Source organism: Aliarcobacter cibarius (assembly GCF_013372265.1).
Taxonomy (GTDB): Bacteria; Campylobacterota; Campylobacteria; order Campylobacterales; family Arcobacteraceae; genus Aliarcobacter; species Aliarcobacter cibarius.
The window spans coordinates 722,971-746,188 of record NZ_CP054051.1 but is presented as its reverse complement, the minus strand read 5'-3'; the positions used below and the strand labels follow the sequence as shown (position 1 = coordinate 746,188).

At 26.1% G+C, this 23,218-nt stretch carries 24 protein-coding genes, 8 tRNA genes and 1 pseudogene; 1 reads left to right on the top strand and 32 read right to left on the bottom strand.

The window, feature by feature from the left end; all coding sequences use genetic code 11:
- From ACBT_RS03640 to ACBT_RS03555, 18 genes and pseudogenes are all read right to left on the bottom strand, one after another.
- Window positions 1-1,128 carry a glycosyltransferase family 4 protein gene (locus ACBT_RS03640; RefSeq protein WP_024775443.1) on the bottom strand — a complete coding sequence of 376 codons (1,128 nt, stop codon included), beginning with the start codon at window positions 1,126-1,128 and terminating at the stop codon, window positions 1-3.
- Window positions 1,125-2,468 carry an O-antigen ligase family protein gene (locus tag ACBT_RS03635; RefSeq protein WP_024775444.1) on the bottom strand — a complete coding sequence of 448 codons (1,344 nt, stop codon included), beginning with the start codon at window positions 2,466-2,468 and terminating at the stop codon, window positions 1,125-1,127. Before ACBT_RS03635 ends, ACBT_RS03640 begins: the two co-directional genes overlap by 4 nt.
- The gene (locus ACBT_RS03630; protein ID WP_024775445.1) at window positions 2,469-3,542 is read right to left on the bottom strand and encodes a DegT/DnrJ/EryC1/StrS family aminotransferase; all 1,074 of its coding nucleotides are present in this window, start codon (window positions 3,540-3,542) and stop codon (window positions 2,469-2,471) included. It abuts the gene before it with no gap.
- Window positions 3,539-4,579: a dTDP-glucose 4,6-dehydratase gene (gene rfbB / locus ACBT_RS03625; protein ID WP_024775446.1), complete on the bottom strand. Its 1,041-nt coding sequence runs from the start codon at window positions 4,577-4,579 to the stop codon at window positions 3,539-3,541. Before rfbB ends, ACBT_RS03630 begins: the two co-directional genes overlap by 4 nt.
- 20 nt (window positions 4,580-4,599) lie before the next feature.
- Window positions 4,600-4,722, bottom strand: a pseudogene (locus ACBT_RS03620) (sugar phosphate nucleotidyltransferase); the annotation flags it as partial.
- A 2-nt stretch (window positions 4,723-4,724) separates the two neighbouring features.
- Window positions 4,725-5,972 (bottom strand): nucleotide sugar dehydrogenase, encoded by a 1,248-nt coding sequence (locus ACBT_RS03615; protein ID WP_024775447.1) that lies wholly within the window; start codon window positions 5,970-5,972, stop codon window positions 4,725-4,727.
- Between the two features lie 15 nt (window positions 5,973-5,987).
- Window positions 5,988-7,040, bottom strand: a complete 1,053-nt coding sequence (locus ACBT_RS03610) for an NAD-dependent epimerase (RefSeq protein ID WP_024775448.1) — start codon at window positions 7,038-7,040, stop codon at window positions 5,988-5,990.
- 18 nt (window positions 7,041-7,058) lie between these two features.
- Entirely contained in the window at window positions 7,059-8,255 is a 1,197-nt protein-coding gene (locus tag ACBT_RS03605) for a nucleotide sugar dehydrogenase (RefSeq protein WP_024775449.1), read from the bottom strand.
- Between the two features lie 6 nt (window positions 8,256-8,261).
- Entirely contained in the window at window positions 8,262-10,256 is a 1,995-nt protein-coding gene (locus tag ACBT_RS03600) for an LTA synthase family protein (protein WP_024775450.1), read from the bottom strand.
- Between the two features lie 9 nt (window positions 10,257-10,265).
- Window positions 10,266-10,619 carry a diacylglycerol kinase gene (locus tag ACBT_RS03595; protein WP_024775451.1) on the bottom strand — a complete coding sequence of 118 codons (354 nt, stop codon included), beginning with the start codon at window positions 10,617-10,619 and terminating at the stop codon, window positions 10,266-10,268.
- Complete coding sequence (locus ACBT_RS03590) at window positions 10,609-11,394, bottom strand: BUD32 family EKC/KEOPS complex subunit (protein WP_024775452.1); 786 nt, start codon at window positions 11,392-11,394, stop codon at window positions 10,609-10,611. The genes ACBT_RS03595 and ACBT_RS03590 overlap by 11 nt, the downstream gene beginning before the upstream one ends.
- 4 nt (window positions 11,395-11,398) lie before the next feature.
- Complete coding sequence (locus ACBT_RS03585) at window positions 11,399-12,304, bottom strand: LpxL/LpxP family acyltransferase (protein WP_034218648.1); 906 nt, start codon at window positions 12,302-12,304, stop codon at window positions 11,399-11,401.
- Window positions 12,292-13,296, bottom strand: a complete 1,005-nt coding sequence (gene waaC / locus ACBT_RS03580; protein ID WP_024775453.1) for a lipopolysaccharide heptosyltransferase I — start codon at window positions 13,294-13,296, stop codon at window positions 12,292-12,294. The genes ACBT_RS03585 and waaC overlap by 13 nt, the downstream gene beginning before the upstream one ends.
- On the bottom strand, window positions 13,296-14,765 hold the full coding sequence (locus ACBT_RS03575) for a Ppx/GppA phosphatase family protein (RefSeq protein WP_024775454.1): 1,470 nt from the start codon (window positions 14,763-14,765) through the stop codon (window positions 13,296-13,298). The genes waaC and ACBT_RS03575 overlap by 1 nt, the downstream gene beginning before the upstream one ends.
- Before the next feature lies 1 nt (window position 14,766).
- The gene (locus ACBT_RS03570; protein ID WP_024775455.1) at window positions 14,767-15,021 is read right to left on the bottom strand and encodes a YfhL family 4Fe-4S dicluster ferredoxin; all 255 of its coding nucleotides are present in this window, start codon (window positions 15,019-15,021) and stop codon (window positions 14,767-14,769) included.
- A 32-nt stretch (window positions 15,022-15,053) separates the two neighbouring features.
- Window positions 15,054-15,788, bottom strand: a complete 735-nt coding sequence (locus ACBT_RS03565; protein WP_024775456.1) for an inositol monophosphatase family protein — start codon at window positions 15,786-15,788, stop codon at window positions 15,054-15,056.
- Window positions 15,789-15,790: 2 nt separating this feature from the next.
- Complete coding sequence (locus ACBT_RS03560; protein WP_024775457.1) at window positions 15,791-16,624, bottom strand: EI24 domain-containing protein; 834 nt, start codon at window positions 16,622-16,624, stop codon at window positions 15,791-15,793.
- Window positions 16,625-16,669: 45 nt separating this feature from the next.
- On the bottom strand, window positions 16,670-17,521 hold the full coding sequence (locus ACBT_RS03555; protein ID WP_266095959.1) for a radical SAM/SPASM domain-containing protein: 852 nt from the start codon (window positions 17,519-17,521) through the stop codon (window positions 16,670-16,672).
- A gap of 125 nt (window positions 17,522-17,646) precedes the next feature.
- On the opposite strand from ACBT_RS03555, the gene ACBT_RS03550 reads away from it, so the two are divergent.
- Window positions 17,647-17,970: a hypothetical protein gene (locus tag ACBT_RS03550; protein WP_024775459.1), complete on the top strand. Its 324-nt coding sequence runs from the start codon at window positions 17,647-17,649 to the stop codon at window positions 17,968-17,970.
- Here the strand turns inward: ACBT_RS03550 and ACBT_RS03545 are convergent.
- The 14 genes from ACBT_RS03545 to ACBT_RS03480 form a co-directional block, all read right to left on the bottom strand.
- Window positions 17,967-18,476, bottom strand: coding sequence for a hypothetical protein (locus tag ACBT_RS03545; RefSeq protein ID WP_157833405.1), 510 nt, complete (start codon window positions 18,474-18,476; stop codon window positions 17,967-17,969). The genes ACBT_RS03550 and ACBT_RS03545 overlap by 4 nt on opposite strands.
- A 416-nt stretch (window positions 18,477-18,892) precedes the next feature.
- Window positions 18,893-18,969, bottom strand: a tRNA-Met gene (locus ACBT_RS03540).
- 71 nt (window positions 18,970-19,040) lie between these two features.
- Window positions 19,041-19,115, bottom strand: a tRNA-Gln gene (locus ACBT_RS03535).
- 20 nt (window positions 19,116-19,135) lie between these two features.
- Window positions 19,136-19,212 (bottom strand) — tRNA-Thr (locus ACBT_RS03530).
- An 18-nt stretch (window positions 19,213-19,230) separates the two neighbouring features.
- Window positions 19,231-19,307: transfer RNA gene (locus tag ACBT_RS03525), tRNA-Met, on the bottom strand.
- 13 nt (window positions 19,308-19,320) lie between these two features.
- A tRNA-Met gene (locus tag ACBT_RS03520) sits at window positions 19,321-19,397 on the bottom strand.
- A 27-nt stretch (window positions 19,398-19,424) separates the two neighbouring features.
- Window positions 19,425-19,501, bottom strand: a tRNA-Gly gene (locus ACBT_RS03515).
- A 72-nt stretch (window positions 19,502-19,573) separates the two neighbouring features.
- A tRNA-Ile gene (locus ACBT_RS03510) sits at window positions 19,574-19,650 on the bottom strand.
- Between the two features lie 2 nt (window positions 19,651-19,652).
- Window positions 19,653-19,742: transfer RNA gene (locus ACBT_RS03505), tRNA-Ser, on the bottom strand.
- An 81-nt stretch (window positions 19,743-19,823) separates the two neighbouring features.
- The gene (pyrF, locus tag ACBT_RS03500) at window positions 19,824-20,522 is read right to left on the bottom strand and encodes an orotidine-5'-phosphate decarboxylase (RefSeq protein ID WP_084031354.1); all 699 of its coding nucleotides are present in this window, start codon (window positions 20,520-20,522) and stop codon (window positions 19,824-19,826) included.
- 2 nt (window positions 20,523-20,524) lie between these two features.
- On the bottom strand, window positions 20,525-20,920 hold the full coding sequence (gene nusB / locus ACBT_RS03495) for a transcription antitermination factor NusB (protein WP_024775462.1): 396 nt from the start codon (window positions 20,918-20,920) through the stop codon (window positions 20,525-20,527).
- Between the two features lies 1 nt (window position 20,921).
- Window positions 20,922-21,392 carry a 6,7-dimethyl-8-ribityllumazine synthase gene (ribH, locus tag ACBT_RS03490; protein ID WP_024775463.1) on the bottom strand — a complete coding sequence of 157 codons (471 nt, stop codon included), beginning with the start codon at window positions 21,390-21,392 and terminating at the stop codon, window positions 20,922-20,924.
- A 58-nt stretch (window positions 21,393-21,450) separates the two neighbouring features.
- Window positions 21,451-22,251 carry a 3-deoxy-8-phosphooctulonate synthase gene (kdsA, locus tag ACBT_RS03485; RefSeq protein WP_024775464.1) on the bottom strand — a complete coding sequence of 267 codons (801 nt, stop codon included), beginning with the start codon at window positions 22,249-22,251 and terminating at the stop codon, window positions 21,451-21,453.
- A 15-nt stretch (window positions 22,252-22,266) separates the two neighbouring features.
- Window positions 22,267-23,145: a DMT family transporter gene (locus ACBT_RS03480; RefSeq protein WP_024775465.1), complete on the bottom strand. Its 879-nt coding sequence runs from the start codon at window positions 23,143-23,145 to the stop codon at window positions 22,267-22,269.
- Window positions 23,146-23,218: the final 73 nt, after the last annotated feature.

Sequence of the window (23,218 nt, the reverse complement as noted above, 5' to 3'; positions counted from 1 at the left end):
CTAATTATTTCTCTCTATAAAATCTAATACTTTTCTAGATCTAGCTTCATAAGTGAAATTTTCCAAGCAATATTGATAAGCATTTTCAATTAATCTTTTCGTAAATTCTAAATCATTATGTAGTTTTTCTAAAGCGTTTATCCAAGAATTTATATCATTATTATCTACCAAAATAGCACAATTTTCATTTATAGTTTCTCTTATAATTTTTGAATCTGAACAAATCATTGGAGTTTTAGAAGCCATATATTCAAAAGCTTTTATAGGAGACATATAATCAAAGAGTTCATCAGCATTTATATAGGGAGCCAATAGAACATCACATAAATTTCTATATTTGTATGTATTTCTTGGATTTATAAATCCATGAAAAATTATATTATTAAGATCTCTAGCTTCATTTTTCCAATATTTTATATCTCTTTCATCACCACCCACTATATGAAAATACATATTTGGAAGACTTTTAGCTAACTTTATAATTATCTCGAGTCCTCTCATTTTAGCTAGCTTACCTATATATCCTACATTAAAAGTATTTTTAAATTTCTCACAATCATCAGGTATTGTATCAAAGTCATTTGGCACATCTGTAGCACTTGATGCTACATGAACATGATCACATTTTAAATTGTACTCTTTACAATAATACTCTTTTAATTTTTGTGTGTTAGTTACCAACTTATATTCATTAGTATTATTATCAATAAATTTTTTAAATAACTTTTCATCTACACTATTTTTATTGAAACTATCATGTCTTTCAAATAGAGTTTTATATCCAAATTTTTGCGCCAAATAAAAAGACAAAATATCATCTCTACCATAAACTAAATCTGGATTTATTTTTTTAACCTGACTTAAACATCTAAAAGAATATATTCTTTTTTTTAAAAATTTTATATTTGGAGAAAATAACTTTTTTATTTCAAAATTCTTTTCAACTCCATAAAATTCAAAAATATTCTCTACATTCTTTTCCTCAAGCTTTTTTGTAATAGGAGCAAAAAGAATTACTTGATGACCTAAAGAAGCAAAAGCTGCACACATTTTCATTACATTTACACTATTCGCAGTTCGTGAAGGTATTATTGAACGGCAAATATATACTATTTTTAATGACTTCATTTTGTAATTCCTATTATTAAGAAAATAATAATAACTAAAATATATTTTAATATAGATTCTTTATCTATTTCTTTAACATGAACATCAAATTTTTGAACACATATCATAGCACTAATTAATGTAACAAAAGTTGCTAGATGTGACCAAAAAGATGCTGTTAATACATATATCAAAAAAGCAACAGTAATAATTTTAGCTATATCACTTCTTTTCCTATCTTCTGCTTCATAACATAAAATTTTATAAAACATTAGTAACATCATAGAAAAACCAATTATTCCTAACTGTGCTAATATTTCCAAATAAAGATTATGAGGATGAGAAATAAGTTTGATATAAGAATGTTTTTGATTTGCTAATTCATCAACTTCCTGCATTACATCACCTGTACCTACACCTATTAGAAAATTATCTTTTATAATTTCTAATACATAATATCCAGTAATAATTCTAAGTCCTATAGAACTATTATAATTTTTTTCAGTAATAATTTTCTCTAAATCATTTTTTCCATCTTCTATTCTCTTATCAAACTGATCTGAGAAATTATATAGATATGTAAACATTATAAAAAAAATTGATAGTAAAATAAAAATTCCTTTTAATATCTCTTTTTTATAAATCAAAAATATTAGAAAGAAGATCAAACAAAATAATACAACATATCCTACCCTTCCACCTATCAAACTAATATTTAAAAAGGCCGTTGTTATAAAAATAAGAGATAATATTTTAAATTTATAATTCTTTATATCTTTAACTAATATTCTATATATAAGAATTGTTATTACTATACATAAAAACATATTATGTATTCCATGAGTAAAAAATGGACTTGGATCTTCTAGAATACTTTTATAAATTTTATATTCTCCTATAAATAATTCAGGAGGAATCATCTGAAAATGTATTAAATAAGATACTATTTCAGATAATAAAACCCCGAAAATAAAAGCATTCAAAATTCTAAAAGAGAATCTTTCATCTAAAAAACTTAAAAATATTAAAGGATATAATAGCAATTTTGCTTTATCCATAAAAGAAAAACCTGATTCCAAATCACTTGTATATAACATACCAACTACAAATAACAAATATAATAATAAAAAGTATTTTAATAAATAATTTTTAAAAGCAATTTTTAAATAATATATAAAATTTCTTCTATATAAAAATAGAAGTAGAATACAAAAAAAAACCGAAGTCTTAGCCTTATTATGAATAGGAATTAAAAAAGCATAAACTACTAATAAATGATTCATCCAAAGAGTGACTTTATCTTGACTATCTTTAGAAATATTATAAATTTTATTAAAAATGCTTAATCTATTTTCTATCATCTAAATACTACTCTTTAATATTTCAATAATTTTTTTCTGGTTATCAAAATCTAATTCAACATAAACTGGTAAACAAAGAATTCTTTTACTAATGTCTCTTGATATTTTACACTCTTGCTTTGGTTCTATATATTTTAAAGTATCAAGGGATGGATAAAAATATCTTCTTGGAAATATATTTTCATCATTTAAAGCTTTTTGTACTTTTAAAAGTTGTTCTTCACTTTTTAAAACAATTGGAAAATAACTATAGTTCTCAGATGCATTTATATTTTGTTCTTGAAATTGAACTAAATCTTTTAGTTTTTCTCTATAATTTTCTACTACAACTTTTCTCTTTTCTTTTATATTTTCTATATCATCAAGTACACAAAGTCCCATTGCTGCTTCGAATTCATTCATCTTTGCATTTGTACCTAGATGTGGTATTTCTTCAGTGTTTTTAATACCAAAGTTTATAAGATATCGTGCTTTTTGTACTAATTCATCATCATTTATTATTAAGGCTCCGCCTTCAATTGTATGAAAAAGTTTAGTAGCATGAAAGCTAAGAGTGGAAATATCACCATAATTTAATACACTTTGATTTTTATATTTTACATCAAAAGCGTGAGCTGCATCATATATAACTTTTAAATTACTCTTTTTTGCTATTTTTTCTATTTCTTCTACTTCACAAGCATTTCCAAATACATGAACAGGAACTATAGCACTTGTATTTGGAGTGATAATTTTTTCTATACTTTTAGGGTCAAGATTAAATGTGTTTTTATCTATATCAGCAAATATTGGTAAAATATTATTTGTTACAAGAGAACTTGTAGTTGCTACAAAGCTAAAAGGAGTAGTTATAGCAAAACTCTTTATATCAAGTGTACGATAAGCTATCTCAAGAGCAACTGTACCATTTGATACAAGAACTATATTTTTTACTCCTAAATACTCAGCAAGTCTTTTCTCAAGTTTTTGTACCAATGGACCATTATTCGTAAGCCATCCATTTGCGTATATTTCATCTACATATTCTTTATATTTTTCTTTATTTGGTAAGTAAGTTTTTGTTACATTTATCATTTATTTATTCCATATTTATTCAAATACCACTTAATAGTTTTAACTATTCCACTATCAAAATTCTCATCTGCCTTCCAACCAAGTTCTTCTTCTAACTTTGTTGCATCTATTGCGTATCTTCTATCATGTCCAGCTCTATCTTCTACGAAAGTTATTAAACTTTTATATGAAAAGTTAGGAAGTGAAACTTGTTCATCTAAAATAGTTGTAATTCTATCAACTATTTGAAGATTTGTTCTTTCATTTCTTCCACCAATATTATATGTTTCTCCAGTTTTTCCATTATGATAAACTAAGTCTATACCTCTACAGTGATCAAGTACATACAACCAATCTCTTATATTTTTTCCATCACCATATATTGGAATTGGATTTTGTTTAAGAGCATTTCTAATAATTGTAGGGATTAGTTTTTCATCATGTTGTTTTGGACCATAATTATTTGAGCAGTTTGTAATAACTGTATTTAATCCATATGTTTCATTATATGCTCTAATTATCATATCACTTGAAGCTTTGCTTGCACTGTATGGAGAATTTGGAGCGTAAGGTGTTTTTTCAGTGAACAGATCATTTGGATCTTCACTTAATGTTCCATATACTTCATCAGTAGATATATGATGGAATCTTGAGTTTTTATATTTATCTTTATAACTAAATGGTTTAGTCATCCAATATTTATAAGCTACATCAATTAAAGTGAATGTTCCATTTACATTTGTTTGAACAAACACACCTGGATTTTTAATAGAGTTATCTACATGAGATTCTGCTGCAAAGTGAATAACACCAGAGATATCATATTCATTAAATATAAACTCTATTAATTCTCTATTACAGATATCACCTTTAATAAATTTATAGTTAGGATTTGTTTCACACTCTTTAAGATTTTCTAGATTACCTGCATAAGTTAAAAGGTCTAGGTTTACTAGATTATAGTTTTTATATTTATTTAGGAAGTATGGTACGAAGTTTGAACCAATAAATCCAGCACATCCAGTTACTAGTATTGTTTTATTTTTGTTATTGAACATATATATCCTTTACTAAATCATACTGAAAGTGGATAATATATCGTAGGTTTATCATATGTAAGAAGCAGTTGCTTACTTATAATACTTCTTGTTACTGGATAAAGTCTTGTTCCAATCCTTCCTGCTAATATTATGTCTTTCATTTTCACAATCTTCCATCTGAATTTGGTAATATAGATTTAATATCAAATATCACTTTATTCTCATTTGATATTTTTAATTTCTTATATTCATCATGACTAACTGCTAATATTACTGCTTGGTAATCATCAAAATTATATTTATCAATTAAAGATAATCCATATTCATGTTTTACCTCATTTTTATCTGCCCAATAATCTGATACATCAACAAAACATCCATATTCTTTCATTTCATTAATTATATCTATTACTTTTGTATTTCTTACATCTGGACAATTTTCTTTAAAAGTTATTCCTAAAACTAATACTTTTGAGTCTTTAATTTGAATACCTTTTTTTATCATAAGTTTTATAGTTCGCTCTGCAATATATTTAGCCATTCCATTATTTATTTGTCTTGCACCTAAAATTAAGTTTGGTTTATAACCTAATTCCTCTGCTTTATATGTCAGATAATAAGGATCTACTCCTATACAATGTCCACCAACCAATCCTGGCATCAATTTTATAAAGTTCCATTTAGTAGCCGCTGCTGCTATAACTTCACTTGTATTAATATTCATTGTATTAAAAATTAAAGACAACTCATTAATTAAAGCAATATTTACATCTCTTTGAGTATTTTCAATAACTTTAGAAGCTTCTGCTACTTTTATAGAACTTGCCTTATGTGTTCCTGCCAATATTATAGATTTATAAAGGTTATCTACTTTATCTGCAATTTCTGGAGTGCTTCCTGATGTTACTTTTAATATTTTGGTTACAGTATGCTCTTTATCCCCTGGATTAATTCTCTCTGGGCTATATCCAGCAAAAAAATCCACATTGAATTTTAATCCACTTACTTTTTCTAATTCAGGAACACATACATCTTCTGTAACACCTGGATAAACAGTAGACTCATATATAACTATGTCATTTTTTTTCAGTACTTTTCCAACTGTTTGAGATGATTTTATAAGTGGAGTTAAATCTGGTTTATTATTTCTATCAATTGGAGTTGGTACAGTCACTATAAATATATTACAATCTTTAATATCATTTATATCTAAAGAAAATTTCATACCATTTTTTATTGTTTCTTTAACTTGAGTTTCACTCAATTCCTCAGTTCTATCATAGCCATTATTTAGTTCTTCAATTCTTTTTTCATTAATATCAAACCCAACTACAGGATATTTAGAAGAAAAAGCATGAGCTAATGGAAGCCCTACATACCCTAATCCTATTATACATATCTTATCTTTCAAATTTTCCTCCAACTATTATTTTCCATAAAAATCTTTATACCACTTAACAAACTCTTTAATTCCATCAGGTAACTTTGTATCTGGTTTATAATCAAAATCCTTTATTAAATCACTTACATCAGCGTAAGTGCTTACCACATCTCCTGCTTGCATTGGAAGAAAGTTTTTCTTTGCATCAATTCCAATTGCTTTTTCTAATGTTTCTATAAAATCTAGTAATTGTACAGGTGCATTATTTCCTATATTATATATTCTATATGCAGCTGTTGAAATATCTGGTTTTGGATTTTCTGGATTGAAATCTTTAGATGATATTGCTGGATTATCTATTACTTTTATTATTCCATCTACTATGTCATCTACATATGTAAAGTCTCTACTCATATTTCCATAATTAAATACTTTTATCTCTCTATCATTTAAGATAGCATCTGCAAAAAGAATAGGAGCCATATCAGGTCTTCCATATGGTCCATAAACAGTAAAGAATCTAAGTCCTGTAGTTGATATATTATACAAGTGAGAGTATGTATGTGCCATCATCTCATTTGATTTTTTTGTAGCAGCATAAAGACTTATTGGATGATCTGTATGATCACTTGTTTTAAATGGCTGAGATTTATTTAGTCCGTACACTGAACTAGAACTTGCATAACATAAATTTTTTACATTATTATGTCTACAAGCTTCAAGTATATTCATAAATCCTTTAACATTAGAGTCTATATATGCATGAGGATTTTCTATAGAGTATCTAACACCTGCTTGAGCTGCAAGATTACAAACAGCATCAAACTTCTCAGATTCAAAAAGTTTATACATCTCATTTGTATTAGACAAATCCATTTTTACAAATCTATGTTTTGGGTAAGTTTTTGAAGAGATTAATTTATTTTCTATTATTTCTGCTTTTGAAATACCAAGTTCATTTAATCTTGCATATTTCAGATTTACATCATAGTAGTCATTTATATTATCTAATCCTACTACTTCATCTCCTCGATTAAGTAGTTTTTTTGCTAAATGATAACCTATAAAACCAGCTGTTCCTGTTACTAATATCTTCATATACTTTTTATTCCCTATTTAATCATTACCAAAAATATCTCTAGTATAAACTTTTGATTCTACATCTTTTAGTTTATCACTTTGTCTATTTGCTACTATTACATCTGACATCTTTTTAAATTCATCTAAATCTTTTATAACTTTAGAGTTAAAAAAAGTTTCTTCATTTAGTACTGGTTCATATATTACTACTTCAATACCTTTTGCTTTTATTCTTTTCATTATACCTTGAATTGCAGAGCTTCTAAAGTTATCACTTCCACTTTTCATTACAAGTCTATATACACCAACTACTTTTGGGTTTCTTTTTATAATACTATCTGCAATAAAATCTTTTCTTGTAGAGTTAGATTTTACAATAGCTTCTATTAAATTACTTGGTACTTCACTATAGTTTGCCAAAAGTTGTTTTGTATCTTTAGGTAAGCAGTAACCTCCATACCCAAAGCTTGGATTATTATAATGAGTTCCAATTCGAGGATCTAATCCTACACCATCAATAATTTGTTTAGTATCAAGGTTATGAGTTTGAGCGTAAGAGTCTAATTCATTAAAGTATGCAACTCTCATAGCAAGGTATGTATTTGAAAATAGTTTTATAGCTTCAGCTTCAGTTGAATCTGTAAAAAGAATGGGAATATCTTTTTTAATAGCACCAGCAGCTAGCAGTGAAGCAAAAAGTTCTGCTTTTTTACTTTGTTCACCTACAATTATTCTACTTGGGTATAAATTATCATATAGAGCTTTTCCTTCCCTCAAGAATTCTGGGGAGAAAATTATATTTTGCGTATTAAACTTTTCTTTTAAGCTTTTTGTATATCCAACAGGAACTGTTGATTTAATTATCATAGTTGTATTTGGATTTATTTCTAATACATCTTTAATTACTGCTTCAACACTTTTTGTATTAAAGTAATTAGTTTGTGGATCATAATCAGTAGGAGTAGCAATAATTACAAAAGTAGCATCTTTATAGGCTTCATTTTTATCTAAAGTAGCTTTAAAATTTATATTATCTTTTTTTAAATACTCTTCTATCTCCTTATCTTCAATAGGAGATATTTTATTGTTAATCATTTCTACTTTTTCTGGAATTATATCTAGAGCAACTACTTCATTATTTTGAGCTAAGAGTAATCCATTTGATAAACCTACATATCCTGTTCCTGCGATGGCAATTTTACATTTAATTGTTTGCTTACTTTGTTTATCCATAATTTATTACTCCTCATTTTTATAATTTTTTATTAAATATTCTGTCACTGCTAAACTAGCTTTGTAATAATTTATAATTTCATCACTACTTTTATCTTTTAAACTATTTAATTTTCTAACTTTACTTCCATTATTTACAATCATAGATCCATTAAATCCATAATGTTGAACTGTTTTATCAAAAAGATTATTTCCTATTGATAAATATTTCACACCATTTAAAGTCAAATTATATAAAGTAGGAAAAATATCTTTTTGGCTTCCAGCAACTGTAGTATCAATCTGTAACTTTTCTTTTAAGTTTTTTGGTAAATAAAAATATATTGGAATGTTTTTTGCTGTAAAAATTGGATTATTATCATACTTCATAATTCCTTCAATTGTATTGTTATCTGCAGTTATAACTACAATTGTATTATCTTTAAATTTACTTTGTTTAAATTTATCTAAAAAAGTTCCTACACTATCTAAGGCATAACCATAAGATTTTAATCTTTGCTCTGCTAAAGCAAAATCTCCCGTTATATGATTTCTCAAATCTTCACTATAACTTAAAATCTTGCTCTTATATCCATTTGGAATATTGTAAGGTGGATGATTATTTGTACTAAGTGCTACAATCATCTCTTTACCATTTGATTTTTCAAGTTTATTTAAAATATGATCATATAAATACTCATCATAAATTCCCCATGGATGAAAATATTCACTCTCTTCTTTAGTAACTTTTATTGAAGAAAAAATATCTTGTTTCCCATCTACCGCTTTATAATCCTGATATTTAATAAATTTTCCTAAATCTCTCCATGTAGAATCTCCTCCATAAATAAAGCTTGTATTGTAGCCTTCATTATTATATAAGAATGCAGGAGTAAAAGAAAAACTTGTTTGTGCATAATCTGATTGAGAAAATGGAAAACTATTTGGCCTATATGGAATATTTAATAAAAGTGCTTCTAAACTAGAAATTGTTCCATCACCTTCACTAATAATATTTGTAAACAAAATATCTTCTTCAAAATGTTTTTTCAAATTTCCCATAATATCAAACTCTTCACTTTGATATTTTAATATTGGCATTCCAAAACTTTCAACCATAATTACAACAACATTATAATCTTGATTGTCTATTTTTTTTGTTGTATAAGTTATATTATTTAAAAGATTTTGTTCATCAATATTAGAAGATTTTTTGTGTATTTTAAATGCTTCTGCTATATTGTTTTCAAATCCAGTTTCTTTAATATAATCAATTTTACTTTTTTTAAATTTATTTCTCACATCATACGCAGTTATAAATGCTCTAACACCATTTTGACTCATTTTATTAATATATTCATTTGTTGAAACATTTGGAATCATTTTCCCTAAAGGATACATTCCAAAAGTTCCACGAATTATAAAAAAATTAAATACTATTAAAAAAAGAAAAAAGAAAAATGGAATTTTTATTAAAAAAATCAACTTTAAATTTTCACTGTTATTTTTAAATATTTTTTTTAAGATAAAAAAAAGAAAAATTAAATAAAAAGTAAATATTGATAAAATTGGAACAACACTATAATTTTCCCAAAAAGTTTTTAATAAAGCTACAGTATCATCTTCAAAAAGTCCAAAAAACAATATATTCAAATGATCTTTAAAATAAGAGTAAAAACCAAAATCAGCAAATAAAAGTATAGTTACAATAAAATAGAATAGAAAAATATAATAAACCAAGAAATTCTGAAAAATTCTGAAAAGTTTATCATTATTTAAATAGTATAAGGTAATTATTCCAAAAGTTGGTATAGCTTGGATATATCCAATCACAGTTAAATCAATTCTAAAACCTAAAAATAACATTTTTAGTATATCAAAACTAAAATTGCTGAAATTATCTAATTCACTGTAATATGTAAAAAAAACTACTCTAAAAATAGTCATAAAAAGTAAAAATACTATATATACGAAAAATAGTTTTTTTACAATATCCAAAACCCAGATTTTATTAAAGCTCATCTAAATACCTTAAAATAAGAGTATTAAAACCCAACAAACTGTATGTAATCCTATTGTAAACATAACAGCAGTTGAACCTATATCTTTTGCATTTTTAGCTAAAGGATGTATCTCTTTTGTACATAAATCAACTACATTTTCAACTGCAGAATTTAATAACTCTACAATCAAAACCAAAATCCCAGTTATAAGTAATATTAGTTTGTTCGTTAAACTAGTATCAATGTATATTATCCCAGCAATTATAAAAATTGCACAAAATAACTCTAGCTTAAAAGAGCTTTCCGTTTTTATTGCTGTTATTAATCCATCTAATGCATATTTTGTATTTTTAAAAAGATGATATTTCGGTTTATTTTGCATTTTTTCTCATTTTATTTAAAATTTCTATTAATTCAAAAAAATATTTTACGTCACTTCCAACTCTTTTTTTTATAAAATCTTTTTCATATAACCACGAAAAAAATCTGAGTCTTTTACTAAAAATTATTAATTTATTTTTAAACTCAAAATTAGAGGAAAGTTCTAAATATTTATTAATTATTCTTTCATAATCTATCTTAAAATTAAGCTTTTTTAATTTTAAAAATGATAATAGAAACAACAAAAAATCTCTATATTGTAGTTTTTTTATATCTACATTATCTTGAAAACTCTCTTCAAAATCAATAGCAAAAACTTTACCATCTTTAAAAGTAAAATTTCTCAATTGACTACCACCATGAAAGGAGTTACAATTGTGTATTTTTACAAGTTCAAATAAAGCTAAATCGATATAATAATAAAAATCTTTTTCTACAATATTCTTATTCTTTAAAATTCTATTTACACTTTTCCCACTATCTTCCAAAACAAAATAATCGTTATTTTTAACAACCACTTTTGGAACATTTATTCCTAAACTATAAAATTTTTCAAGCTTAGAAACTTCAAAATCTAAAGCCTCTTTTTTATTTTTTTTTAAAGGAGGAATTAATAGTTCAAAAGGTAAAAATTTATAAAAAAATTCCTGTATTCTATCTGGTTTTGTGGCTCTAGCTTTTTTTAACCAATAAGCTCTGTTTTCAAAAACAAAAGGGAATATATCACTTCGTGAAGAATCAAATTCTTTTTTAGCAATTATTTCTATACTACTCAAATTTCTACTTTTTATAAATATTTTTATGAAATTTTTTAAATCTTTTATGTTGCCATAACCAAAAATCGGGTTTATCAAAAATTTGTTTAGAAACAATATCATTTTGAATTTGAGTTAACTCTTTAACTTTATCATCTGTTTTAAAATCAAAAGTTTTAACATCAATTGGCTCACAAACTTTAATTGTCCAATCTCTAAAACCATTATTTACTGTAAAAATTGGAATAATAATAGCACCAAATTTTAAAGCCAACCGAGAAGTTGAATCTGTCGCATAAGCTTTTTGAGCCAAAAATTCAACTTCTATTCCGCTACCTATATGTTGATCTATAACAATTGCAACACTTTTATTTTCTTTAAAAGCTTTTAGCATCCCCTTAGCAGCAGTCTCTTTTTCAAGCATAGTAATTCTATTTTTACTTCTAGCTATTTCATATTTTTTTTGAATATGAGGATTATCCATTCTTCTATTTACAACCGCAATATCTCCAAACATTAGTGCAATATAAGGTAAAGTTATCTCCCAACCGCCATAATGCGCAGTCATATAAATAATTTTTCTATTATCTTGAAAAGCTTTTTCTATTATCTCTTTATTTAAAATATTTGCTTTACTTAAAAGTTCTTCTTTTGAAATAGTTTGATTTTCAATAAATTCATACATATTAAAAACTAAAGATTTATAAGAGTTATAAATTATCTCTTCTTTTCTATCTTTACTTATAGAATCTTTATAAACTAAATCAAGGTTCGCTCTTGCTACTTTTAAATGTTTTTTATTTAATTTATAAGCTAAAAATGCTAAAAATCTTAAAAACTTTTCCATAATAAATTTAGGAGTAATTAAAAATAAGAAGATAAAAGTGTTATATAAAAAAAGTCTAAAATAATCTTTTATCACTCTATACATAAAAGCTCCTTCGCTATTTTTATAATCTCTTGCTCATTTATTTCATTTATAGAAAAATCCTCTTTATTTAACTTAAATGGATTAACAAAAGATTTAGATTTTACTGTTCTATTTATATTTGTAAGATATGTATTTCTATAATCTGGGGTATTTCCAAATATTGTAATACTTGGAGTGTTTAAAGCCCAAGCCATATGAGTTGGTCCAGTATCATTTCCTATTACTAAATCAACTTTTGATACTAATGCTTTTAAACTATTTAAATCTATTTTTGGTAAAACTTTAGCACTTGAATTATCTGATATAAAAGAAGCTATAGATTTTTCTTCTTCATTTCCCCAAGCTATTATAAAATTTTCATCAATATTTGACACTATTTTAGCAAACTTCTCTTTAGAATACATTTTACTCTTCCAACTAGCCCCAACTATTAATAATATATTCTTTTTATCTTTAGATAAAAAATCATAGACTACTTTATTCTCACTCTTGAAAAATAAAAATGGTTTTTTATTTAAAATATCCTCTGTTGATATATCAAAGTTTAAAGCTTTAGAGATTAAAAAACAGTTTCTTTCTATTACATTTTTATCGTAAGCTATACTTACTTTTTTTGTATAAAAAAAACTTGCAAATCCTTCTCTTGTAGAATTTTTACAAAATCCAACAATATTTTTTCCCAAAATTCTAGCAACAAGTGCAGATTTAATAAGTCCTTGAGCATCTATTATAAGATCGTAATTCTCTTCTTTAAAAGCTTTAATAAAAGATATTTGAGAAAAAATATTTTTTTTTAATTTTTTTATAGATTTAAGGTTTAATTTTATTATCTTATTTATGTTTGGATTATATTCCAAAACTTGAGAAAAAGCATCTTCTACAAACCAATCAATTTTAATGCTTGGATAGTACTTTTTTATAAATTCTAAAGCTACCATAGAGTGAATAATATCACCCATTGCAGATAGCTTTATAATAGCTATCTTTTCCACTATAAAATCTCTAAAAATAGTTTTTGTGGAAGTTCTAATTTTTCAATATATGATTCAACCAAAAATGATTTATTAGGTAATTCTAAATGCAATGTATTATTGAGCAAAACATATTTCACTTTAGGTCTACTAAAATCAATATTTACAGCTAAATTAAGTGCTATCATAAACGAAAGCCATTGCATAGTATCCAAAGATGGTAAAAGTTCTTCATATTCTTCTAAATCTCTCTGTCTTGGTAGAGATTTCTTTGAGAATTTCAATATATAAGCTACTATAACTCTTGAAGAGTGAAAAAAATCATAACTTAGCCCATTTAAAATAAACTCAAAAGCATTATCATTTGATTTATAAAAATTCAAAGTAGTTCCAATTGAATGTAGCTTTGAAGCAACAACTAAAAGTGTTTTATACTTTTCATCTAAATTATGAATTGGCTTTAATACATCAAATATTTTACTTGCATTAGTACCCACATAAGCACTTTGTTTTGCATCAATTTGAAATCTATCAAGTAAACTTCTAACACTTACATTAAAATTCTCTGGAAATTTATGATTTGAATTTCTAAGAAGATCTGTTAAATAAACTCCCTCTCGAACACCTACTCCAGAAGTTACAACAGTTTTTGTGTCTAACTCATCAAGAATCGTTTTAAAAATAAAAGTTCCTTCTTTTATAGTATCAAACCTATCTTTTTTAACTCCTAGTCTTTCTAAATCTTCAACTGTTTTTGTTTTTAATATATCAACAAAAAGTTTTTCTTCCTTTTTTACACTATAAGTAAACCCATGAATTGCATCTAAAGGATAACAGTTTTTTTGCATAATTAATTTTGATAGAAATCTAATACTTCCACCAATTCCTACAACTTTAGAAGGAATTTCTTCATTTAAATCATAAACTTTTTTTAAGCTATCTAAAATATATTTTTTAGCACCATCTAAATTGTTTTTATTAAAATATAACTCTTTTAATCTTACTGTACCAACATCTAATGATATAGATTTTTTTATTTTTCCATCTTTTACAAAACAAAACTCAGTAGAACCACCGCCAATATCAACAGTTACAAAATTATCATCTGGTAGGAGATTTGAAGTAGCAACTCCACCAAAATATGCCTCTTTTTCTCCATTTATGATTTTGATATTTAAATCTAAATCTTTTTTAACTCTATTTAAAAATATCTTAGAATTTGGAGCATCTCTTAAAGCTGATGTTGCAACACATAAAATTTTTCTTGATTTTAAAGCATTTGAAATATTTAAAAATGATTTTAAAGCTTCATAGGCTCTTTGCATTGGAACTTCCTGAAGATTACCGCCATTTTCATAGCAACCTTCAGAAATTTTAACCTTACTTTTTGTCTCATTTATAAGACTAAAGGCAAACCTACTACTCTTTTCTAGAACAACCATTCTCATTGAGTTTGACCCAATATCAATGATTGTTGTGATTTTTGACATATTAGTTTTCTTCTTCCATTAACTGTTCATATTTAAATTTTAGTTCTTCTAATGTCTCTTCATTATCCGGATCTAAAATAATACAGTCTACTGGACAAACCTCAACACACTGCGGTTCTTCATAGTGTCCAACACACTCAGTACATCTATCTGGATCAATTACATAAATTGGATCTCCCTCTTCTATCGCATAGTTAGGACACTCCTCTCTACAAGCGTCACATGCAATACATTCATCCATAATTATTAAAGCCATATATTTTCCTAGTATAATTTATTGTTTTGGAGTTATACCCAAAAATCTTTAATATTTTCTTTAAAATAATGAAATTTATCTTTATATTTTGATATAAAAACAAGATTTTCATCTTTATAAATATATAAACCACTACTTATAAATAAGGCTGCTTCTAAATCAAAAACTCTTAAATCTCCAGCAAATAAAACAAAATCATAATCTTTTGCATTTGCTAAACTTAGAGCTGTAGCTCCTAAAATTCTAAACTTAATATTTTTATCATTTAATACTTTACAAATATTAGGATATTTGTATCCTCTTTCAAATACTGCAACTTTTGAATTACTATTTAGATTTTGTTTTAATTCTTTTTTACTATTTAAACAAAAATATTTTATATCTTCATTAAAAATTTTATAAATTAAAACTCCTGAAGCTAAGTTTGCTACAAAACCAGCAATTGTTTCTTCCCCTTTTTTTACTCCAACAGATGTTCCATAATATGGAAGATTTGAGAAAAAATTATTACTTCCATCAAGCGGATCAATTACAAATGTAAATTCTTTTTGAAAATCTAAAAATCCACACTCTTCACTGAAAATATTTCCAAATTCTTTTAGATTTTTTATAAATATATTTTCAAATATAATGTCAATTTTAAGAGAATTATCTCCTCCAAAACCAATCTGATTAGTATATAAATAATCCTCTTTTTTTAAATTATTTCTTATATATTCAAATATTTCCATATTTGATTTTATTATTGCATTTTCTATATTTTTCAAAATTACAAACTCTCTTTATAATCTATTTGTCTAAGATTGTTATCTTTTTCATTTGTATTAATTTCTACTTTTTGGATTTTTTCAAGTTCCATAAAATAAGCATGAGATAAATAAATTACGTAAAATATTGCTATAAAAAGTGTAAAAAATGGAACCGTAGATATAAAATAAAGAAAAAATGTTCTAATTCTAAATGAGTTAGAATTTTTTGAATAAATTATTTTATATTCTTCGTTACTTAAAATTGTAGATGATACATCATAATTTAAAAGTTTATGGAAAAAATAATACAAAGGTAAATAAAGAGCTATCAAATTTACCAAAGGAATAAAGTATAAAGGAACTAACAATATATATAAAAGTATCATTATAAATAATGACTTAGTAAGGACCCAAAAAGCACCTAAAACAGTTCCATATGGCTTTAAATTCAAACTATTATAATGTGTTTTCTTAAGATAATTTACAACAAAAGGTGTTAAAAAACCAATTATTATTAAAGTTAAAATAACACTAAGATGAAATATAAAAACGACACCCACAGTATACAATAAAAACCCTGCCAACCATGAAGTAATAGAGTATTTAAATAAAAATACAATCAAGTATGTGAGCCAAACAAAATAAAATGGTGCATTTTCATCAATTATAACTTCTCCTCCATTTTGAGAAGTTTCAGCAACTGTTTTTAAAGCATCTATTCCAAAACTAGCAAAACCAAAAAATAGCGCATATAAAACTATCATTGTAACAATTAAAGGTACCAATGCAATTTTTAGCATTGAAGAACTAAAAAAATCTCTTATACTTCTTTTTAAAATTTCTATTTCATTCATATTACATCTTTATATTAAATTCCAATTATTCTACTATTTATATATTTAAAAATCGAATCTTTTTCTATAATCACATTTTTGACAAAGTTCCTCAATTAAAATATTGTTTTTAAATCCCTGTATCATTTGTTTAGCTTTAGGACTCTCTAAAATTTTTTCTATTGAAAATTCATGTATATTTCCAAGATTTATATTTGCATCTAAATCCAAACAACAAGGAACTACTGTTCCATTTGCTAAAATACCAAAATGTGAACTCAATCCATAACAAAAACCTTTTAAACTAACAACTTCATTTTTCAAACTTGGCCAACTGAAATATTCATCAAAATTTATAAATATTTTTCTATCTACTCTTATATTTTTTGGTTTTGTCTCATAAATCTCATTAATATTTAATTTTGAATCAAAAAAACTATTTAATTTATCAAAAGTTTTACTATTAAAATCAAATGCTGTTTTTTCATTATCTAAATTCCAAATTCTAAAATTTATAAAATATTCATGTTTATTTTCTTGTGCAAACTTTACAAAATCTAAAATTGGATTTAAATACTCTTCAAAACTTTTTTTATGTGAATTAGCATTGTAGGAATTTAAAGAAAAATTAATTTGCTTAATTGCTGGATTTAACAAAGCCTTATAGTGTTTGACATTTATATTATTTGCTGTAGTCGTAATATTTACTTTTAATCCATGTTTTAAACTAATATTTAGATACTCTTCCAAATTTGTAAGAACTAAAGGATCTCCTACAATATGATATGCTAGCTCATTTGTAAAATTTTTTAACTCAAAATTTAATCTATCAAAAGTATCCAAATCCATAATTTTATTTGGCATCAATTTAGGTGGACAAAAGGTACATTTTAAATTACAAATATTTGTAAGTTCTATATGAACTTTCTTAAATTTTTTTATATCTATTCCTTATTTTTTCAGAATTGTAACCAACTATAGCAAAATAATCGATTACTAAAAATAGTTTAAATATAATTGCCAAAAAATTAAAGGTTAGACATATGGAGATGATTTTAAACGAAGATGATATGGTAGTTGGAGCTAGATTTGAAAATGGAACAATTCAAGATTATATAGATAAAGATAAGACTTATGGTTTATTAAGAGTTGAAGATACTACTTGTAATTGGTTTTTATTTAACAAAGACGAAAGTGAAGAAGAACTCCAAAAATTATACAATGAAGTTATAAAAAAAGAACATTTTATTCAAAATAATTTTGGTGAAGAAATTGTAGTATTTAATAGACAAGGTGAAAAATCATTTGAAGATTTAGTAAAAAAAATTGATGAATACCTAGGTGATGAATTAGGAAGTTTCATTTAATTAATAAATAGTTTTTTATAAATATTATCAAAATTTTGAATAGGTTTTGGATTAAACTCCTCTTCCTTTTCTAAACTCCAGAAAAGATGTTTGTTTCTAAAACTCTCCTTACTTAGCTTAAAATTTATTTTAAAAGCTGTTGCTATAACGATATTATTAAGTTTGTCTCTAAATAAAAACTCTTCTTTAGAATAAATTGTATCAAAAAATGATGTTGTAAACTTTTTCGTAATTTCATATCTAGGTTTTTCATCTAAAGTTTTACTATTACCATTTAAGTAAACTCTTTCAATACCATAAACATATCTATTAAAACGTGTTGAATATGTACCTATATCTATAAACTTATCAATATATTTTTGGTGAGTTATTGAGATATTATACCTATCTTTTAAATTAAAATTTGATGAATTCATCAAAGGGTATGAATAAACTTCAGTTATATCTAGACTATCTATTTTTCCACTTAAATTTTTTTGAGCACTAATTAGAATTTTGCTATCCATTTTAAACAAAATATAGTAAGTTCTGACTGTATGCTTAAGTATAATATCACCATAAAAAAATGAAAAAAGTAGAAATAAAGTTAAAAAAAATACAAAAAAACTTTTGAATAATTTAGAAAAGATAAAACTAATAAAAAAACAAAAAGATATTAAAGAAATATTAGAAAATATAAATAGCAATTTTTCAGGTAAAACTAACTCTATAGAAGGCATAAAACCACTTTAATGATAAATTATTTTTATTTGTTAAACTTATTTATTCTAGCGTAAAAAAGATTATTTTTAAATTTTAAAAATGGAACATAAGAATTTCAATTTTCAAGTAATGGAATCAAAATATTATCTTACAACTTTGAATAAGAATGAGTCCAAAAATGAATTAATTGTATTTATTATAAATTGATAAATATTAAAATTGGTTGCGGAAATAGGATTTGAACCTATGACCTTCGGGTTATGAGCCCGACGAGCTACCTAGCTGCTCTATTCCGCGATAATAAACAAAAAAATATATTCATAAAGTAAATTTAAAAAATCAACAAAAGGAAATAATTTAAGACTTTGTGGATGGGGTAGAAGGATTCGAACCTTCGAGTGACGGTACCAAAAACCGTTGCCTTACCGCTTGGCGATACCCCAGAAGGATTTTAAAGTAAAAGTGGAGCTGGTGAAGGGAGTCGAACCCCCGACCTGCTGATTACAAATCAGCTGCTCTAGCCAACTGAGCTACACCAGCACTTTTATCTTATTTATATGGTGTCAAAAGAGAGACTTGAACTCTCGACCTCCGGCTTATGAGACCAGCGCTCTAGCCAGCTGAGCTACTTTGACATAAGAATTAAGTTGGTTGCGGAAATAGGATTTGAACCTATGACCTTCGGGTTATGAGCCCGACGAGCTACCTAGCTGCTCTATTCCGCGATAAAATAAAAGAACGTCACTAAAAAGTGGAGCGGGAGACGAGACTCGAACTCGCGACAGTCTGCTTGGAAGGCAGAAGCTCTAGCCAACTGAGCTACTCCCGCATAAAACCTTTAAATAAAAAGGATTGAAATAATATCTAAAAAAATATTAAATAAAACTTAATATTTTTTAGCTGGTGGGTCGTGAAGGACTCGAACCTTCGACCACTCGGTTATGAGCCGAGTGCTCTAACCAGCTGAGCTAACGACCCAGTGGCGGACAGTGAGGGATTTGAACCCTCGGTACCGTTGCCAGTACGTCTCCTTAGCAGGGAGGTGGTTTCAGCCACTCACCCAACTGTCCGTTCTAATTTTAAATTCATAAAATCAGGACGGGAATTATAAGAGGAAATGTCTTAAATTTACCTTAATTATTCTAATTATTTTATAGATTATTTAAAATTTTTTGAACTACTGCTCTAGGATTTTCACTTTTATATATAGGTCTTCCTACAACTATAAAATTCACTAAATTTTCTTTTGAAAAAGATATATCAGCAACTCTTTTTTGATCTCCACTATCTTCACCAAAAGGACGAATACCAGGACATAATGTTATAAAATCATTAGATGTATTTTCTTTTATATCTAAACTTTCAAAAGCTGAACAAACAACACCATCAAGTCCTGCTTCAAAAGTATTTTTTGCAAATTCTCTTGCTTTTTTATCTATATTCTCTCCATAAATCTCTTTAAAACTATCATTATCAAAAGAAGTAAGAGCTGTAACAGCAAGAACCAAAGGTCGATTTGGAATATCTTTGATTCTATTCATTACAGTTTGCATAGCAAATTTTCCTGCACTTGCATGAACATTAAACATATCAACTAAACCAAATTTTGATATATCTTCAGCCGCATCAGCCATAGTATTTGGAATATCATATAGTTTTAAATCTAAAAAAATTTTAAAGTTTGGGTTTATATTTTTTATATCTTCTAAAAACTTTTTTCCATCTCTTAAATATGTTCTAAAACCTACTTTTAACCAAACATCAAAATCTTTTATTTTTTCTACAAGTTCTAAATTTTCACTTGAACTTTCAAGGTCTAAAGATACACAAAGCTTCATATCTTTTTTCATATCTATACCTTTTTTATTTGGTCTAAAATTGCATTTATAAATTTTGGAGCACCATCACTTGCTAATCTTTTTGCTAATTCTATCGCTTCATTTATTACAATAGCTTTTGATAAATTTTCAAACAATATTTCATAAATAGCTAATCTTAAAATAGATTTCTCAACACTACCTACATCATCAATAGTTCCTTGTGTTATAAAAGCGATAATTTGCTCATCTATTACTTCAACGTTTTTTATTGTTCCATTGAATAAATTTAATGCAAATTCTTTTTGACTATTTCTAATTTTCTTTTCTTCTAATATCTCATCAACAAATTTCGCAATTTCTTCATTTCCTAAATCATATGCATACAGAAGTCCAATTACAGACTCTCTTGCTTGTGTTCTTGTTGCCAAATTATTTTTCCATTTCGCTATATAAATCTAGCATTTCAATTATTGTAACCATAGCTTCAGCACCTTTGTTCCCTACTTTTGAACCAGCTCTTTCAATTGCTTGCTCAATTGTATCAGTTGTTAAAACACCATTTGAAACAGGTTTTCCATACTTTAAAGCCACTGTTGCAATACCTTTTGTTGCTTCTGCACTTATATAATCAAAATGAGGTGTTGCTCCTCTTATAACTGCACCAACACAACATACAGCATCATATTTTTTACTTGCAAGAGCTTTTTCAAGAGCAAAAGGTATTTCAAAAGCACCAGGAACTAATATTAAATCTAAATTATCTTCATTTCCTCCATGTCTTTTAAATGCATCTTTTGCACCTTCAACCAATCTATCAGTAATAATATGGTTAAATCTTCCATTTATTATTGCAACTTTTTCGTGTCCTTTTAATCGTAAAACACCTTCTATTATTCTCATTTTATACTCCAAATCTTTTTATATAAGTATCGATTATACTCAAAATTATCTTAAAAAATTAGTTACCTAAAGCCTCTTTAATAGCAAAAATTTCATTCATAGTTTTATACAAATCATCAATATGAAGCATATTAGGCCCATCACTTTTTGCATTTTTTGGGTCAATATGTGTCTCAAAGAAAAATCCATCAACTCCTACACTAGCTGCAGCTCTTGCCATATAAGGAACAAAAGTACTATTTCCCCCTGTTGTTCCTCCAGTACTTGGAATTTGAACACTATGTGTTGCATCAAAAATAACAGGTGCGTACTGTCTTAAAAGTATTAAATTTCTCATATCAACAACTAAAGCACCGTATCCAAAAGTATTCCCTCTTTCACAAAGCCAAACACCAGCTTTTTCACTATTTTCATAATTTACTTCAGTTATTCCTCTAGTATTTAAAACTTTTTCAACAGGATGTTTCATAGCATCCGCTGCTAAAAACTGCCCTTTTTTAATATTTATTTTAGCTTTTGTTTCAGCTGCAGCAACAAGTAAATCTGTTTGTCTACATAAAAATGCAGGAATTTGAAGTATATCCATAACCTCTCCCGCAGGTGCTGCTTGATATGATTCATGAATATCAGTTACTACTTTATATCCAAACTCTTTTTTTATTTTCTCAAATATTTTTAATCCCTCATCAAGTCCAGGTCCTCTAAAAGAGCTTAAACTTGTTCTATTTGCTTTATCAAAACTAGCTTTAAAATAAAAATCAACTCTTTTATCTTCACTTAACGGCTTCAATTTCTCCGCTATTTTTAAAATTGTATCCATATCTTCTAAAACACAAGGTCCTGTCATAACTGTTAACATATATTATATTTTCCTTTATTTTTTACTTACTAAAATTCCACTAAATACGATTAAGATTATACCTAAAACTATTATAAATGAAGGAAAAGCATCACCCATAAAAAGACCTAAAATAATTGAAAAAACAATATTACTATAAGATACTGTTCCTATAATTCCAGCTTTTGCAAATGAATAAGCTTTTGTCATAAATATTTGAGCATAAGTTGAAAAAATTCCTAATAAAACTATAAAAATCCAATCTTTAGACTGTGGTAACACAAAAGTTCCCAACATAAAATCTAAATTTGGATTTGTATAAAACTCACTAATAATCATTAAAATCAAAGGTAAAATTGTTCCAACAGTCATAAATGATAAAACAATTGCTCTACTATCGTAATATTTTCTAAGTTCTCTAATAGAAGTATAGGCCAAAGCTGCTCCAACACCTGAAAGTATTCCTAAATAATCAGTTTTTTCTAAACTTGAGCCATCAAATTCTGTTATAAATAAAATTCCAATAAATCCAATAAATACTCCAATCCAACCTTTAAATCCAATTTGTTCCTTTAGAAAAAAATACGCTAAAAGAGCCGTAAATATTGTAGAAGTTTTAGAAAAAGTCATAGCTTCTCCTAAAGGAATATTTGCAATATTATAAAAAAAGAAAAGCAAAGCTATAAATCCAGCTGTTCCTCTAAAAACAAGAAGCCAAAATTTACCACCTAACTGTTTAAGAGGTGACTTATAAATAGAAAATAAAATAAATAATACACCAAAAACATTCCTAAAAAATACAACTTCTATTGAACTTAAAGTATTACTTAACTCTTTAGCTGCAACTCCCATAAGCGCAAATAAAAATGAAGCAATAAGCATATATTTTATACCTTTGTTTACATTTTCTTCCAAATACACTCCTTTTAAAAAAGAAAATAGTATAGTAAGATTGATAAAATAAAGCAATTTTTAGGTATTATAAAAA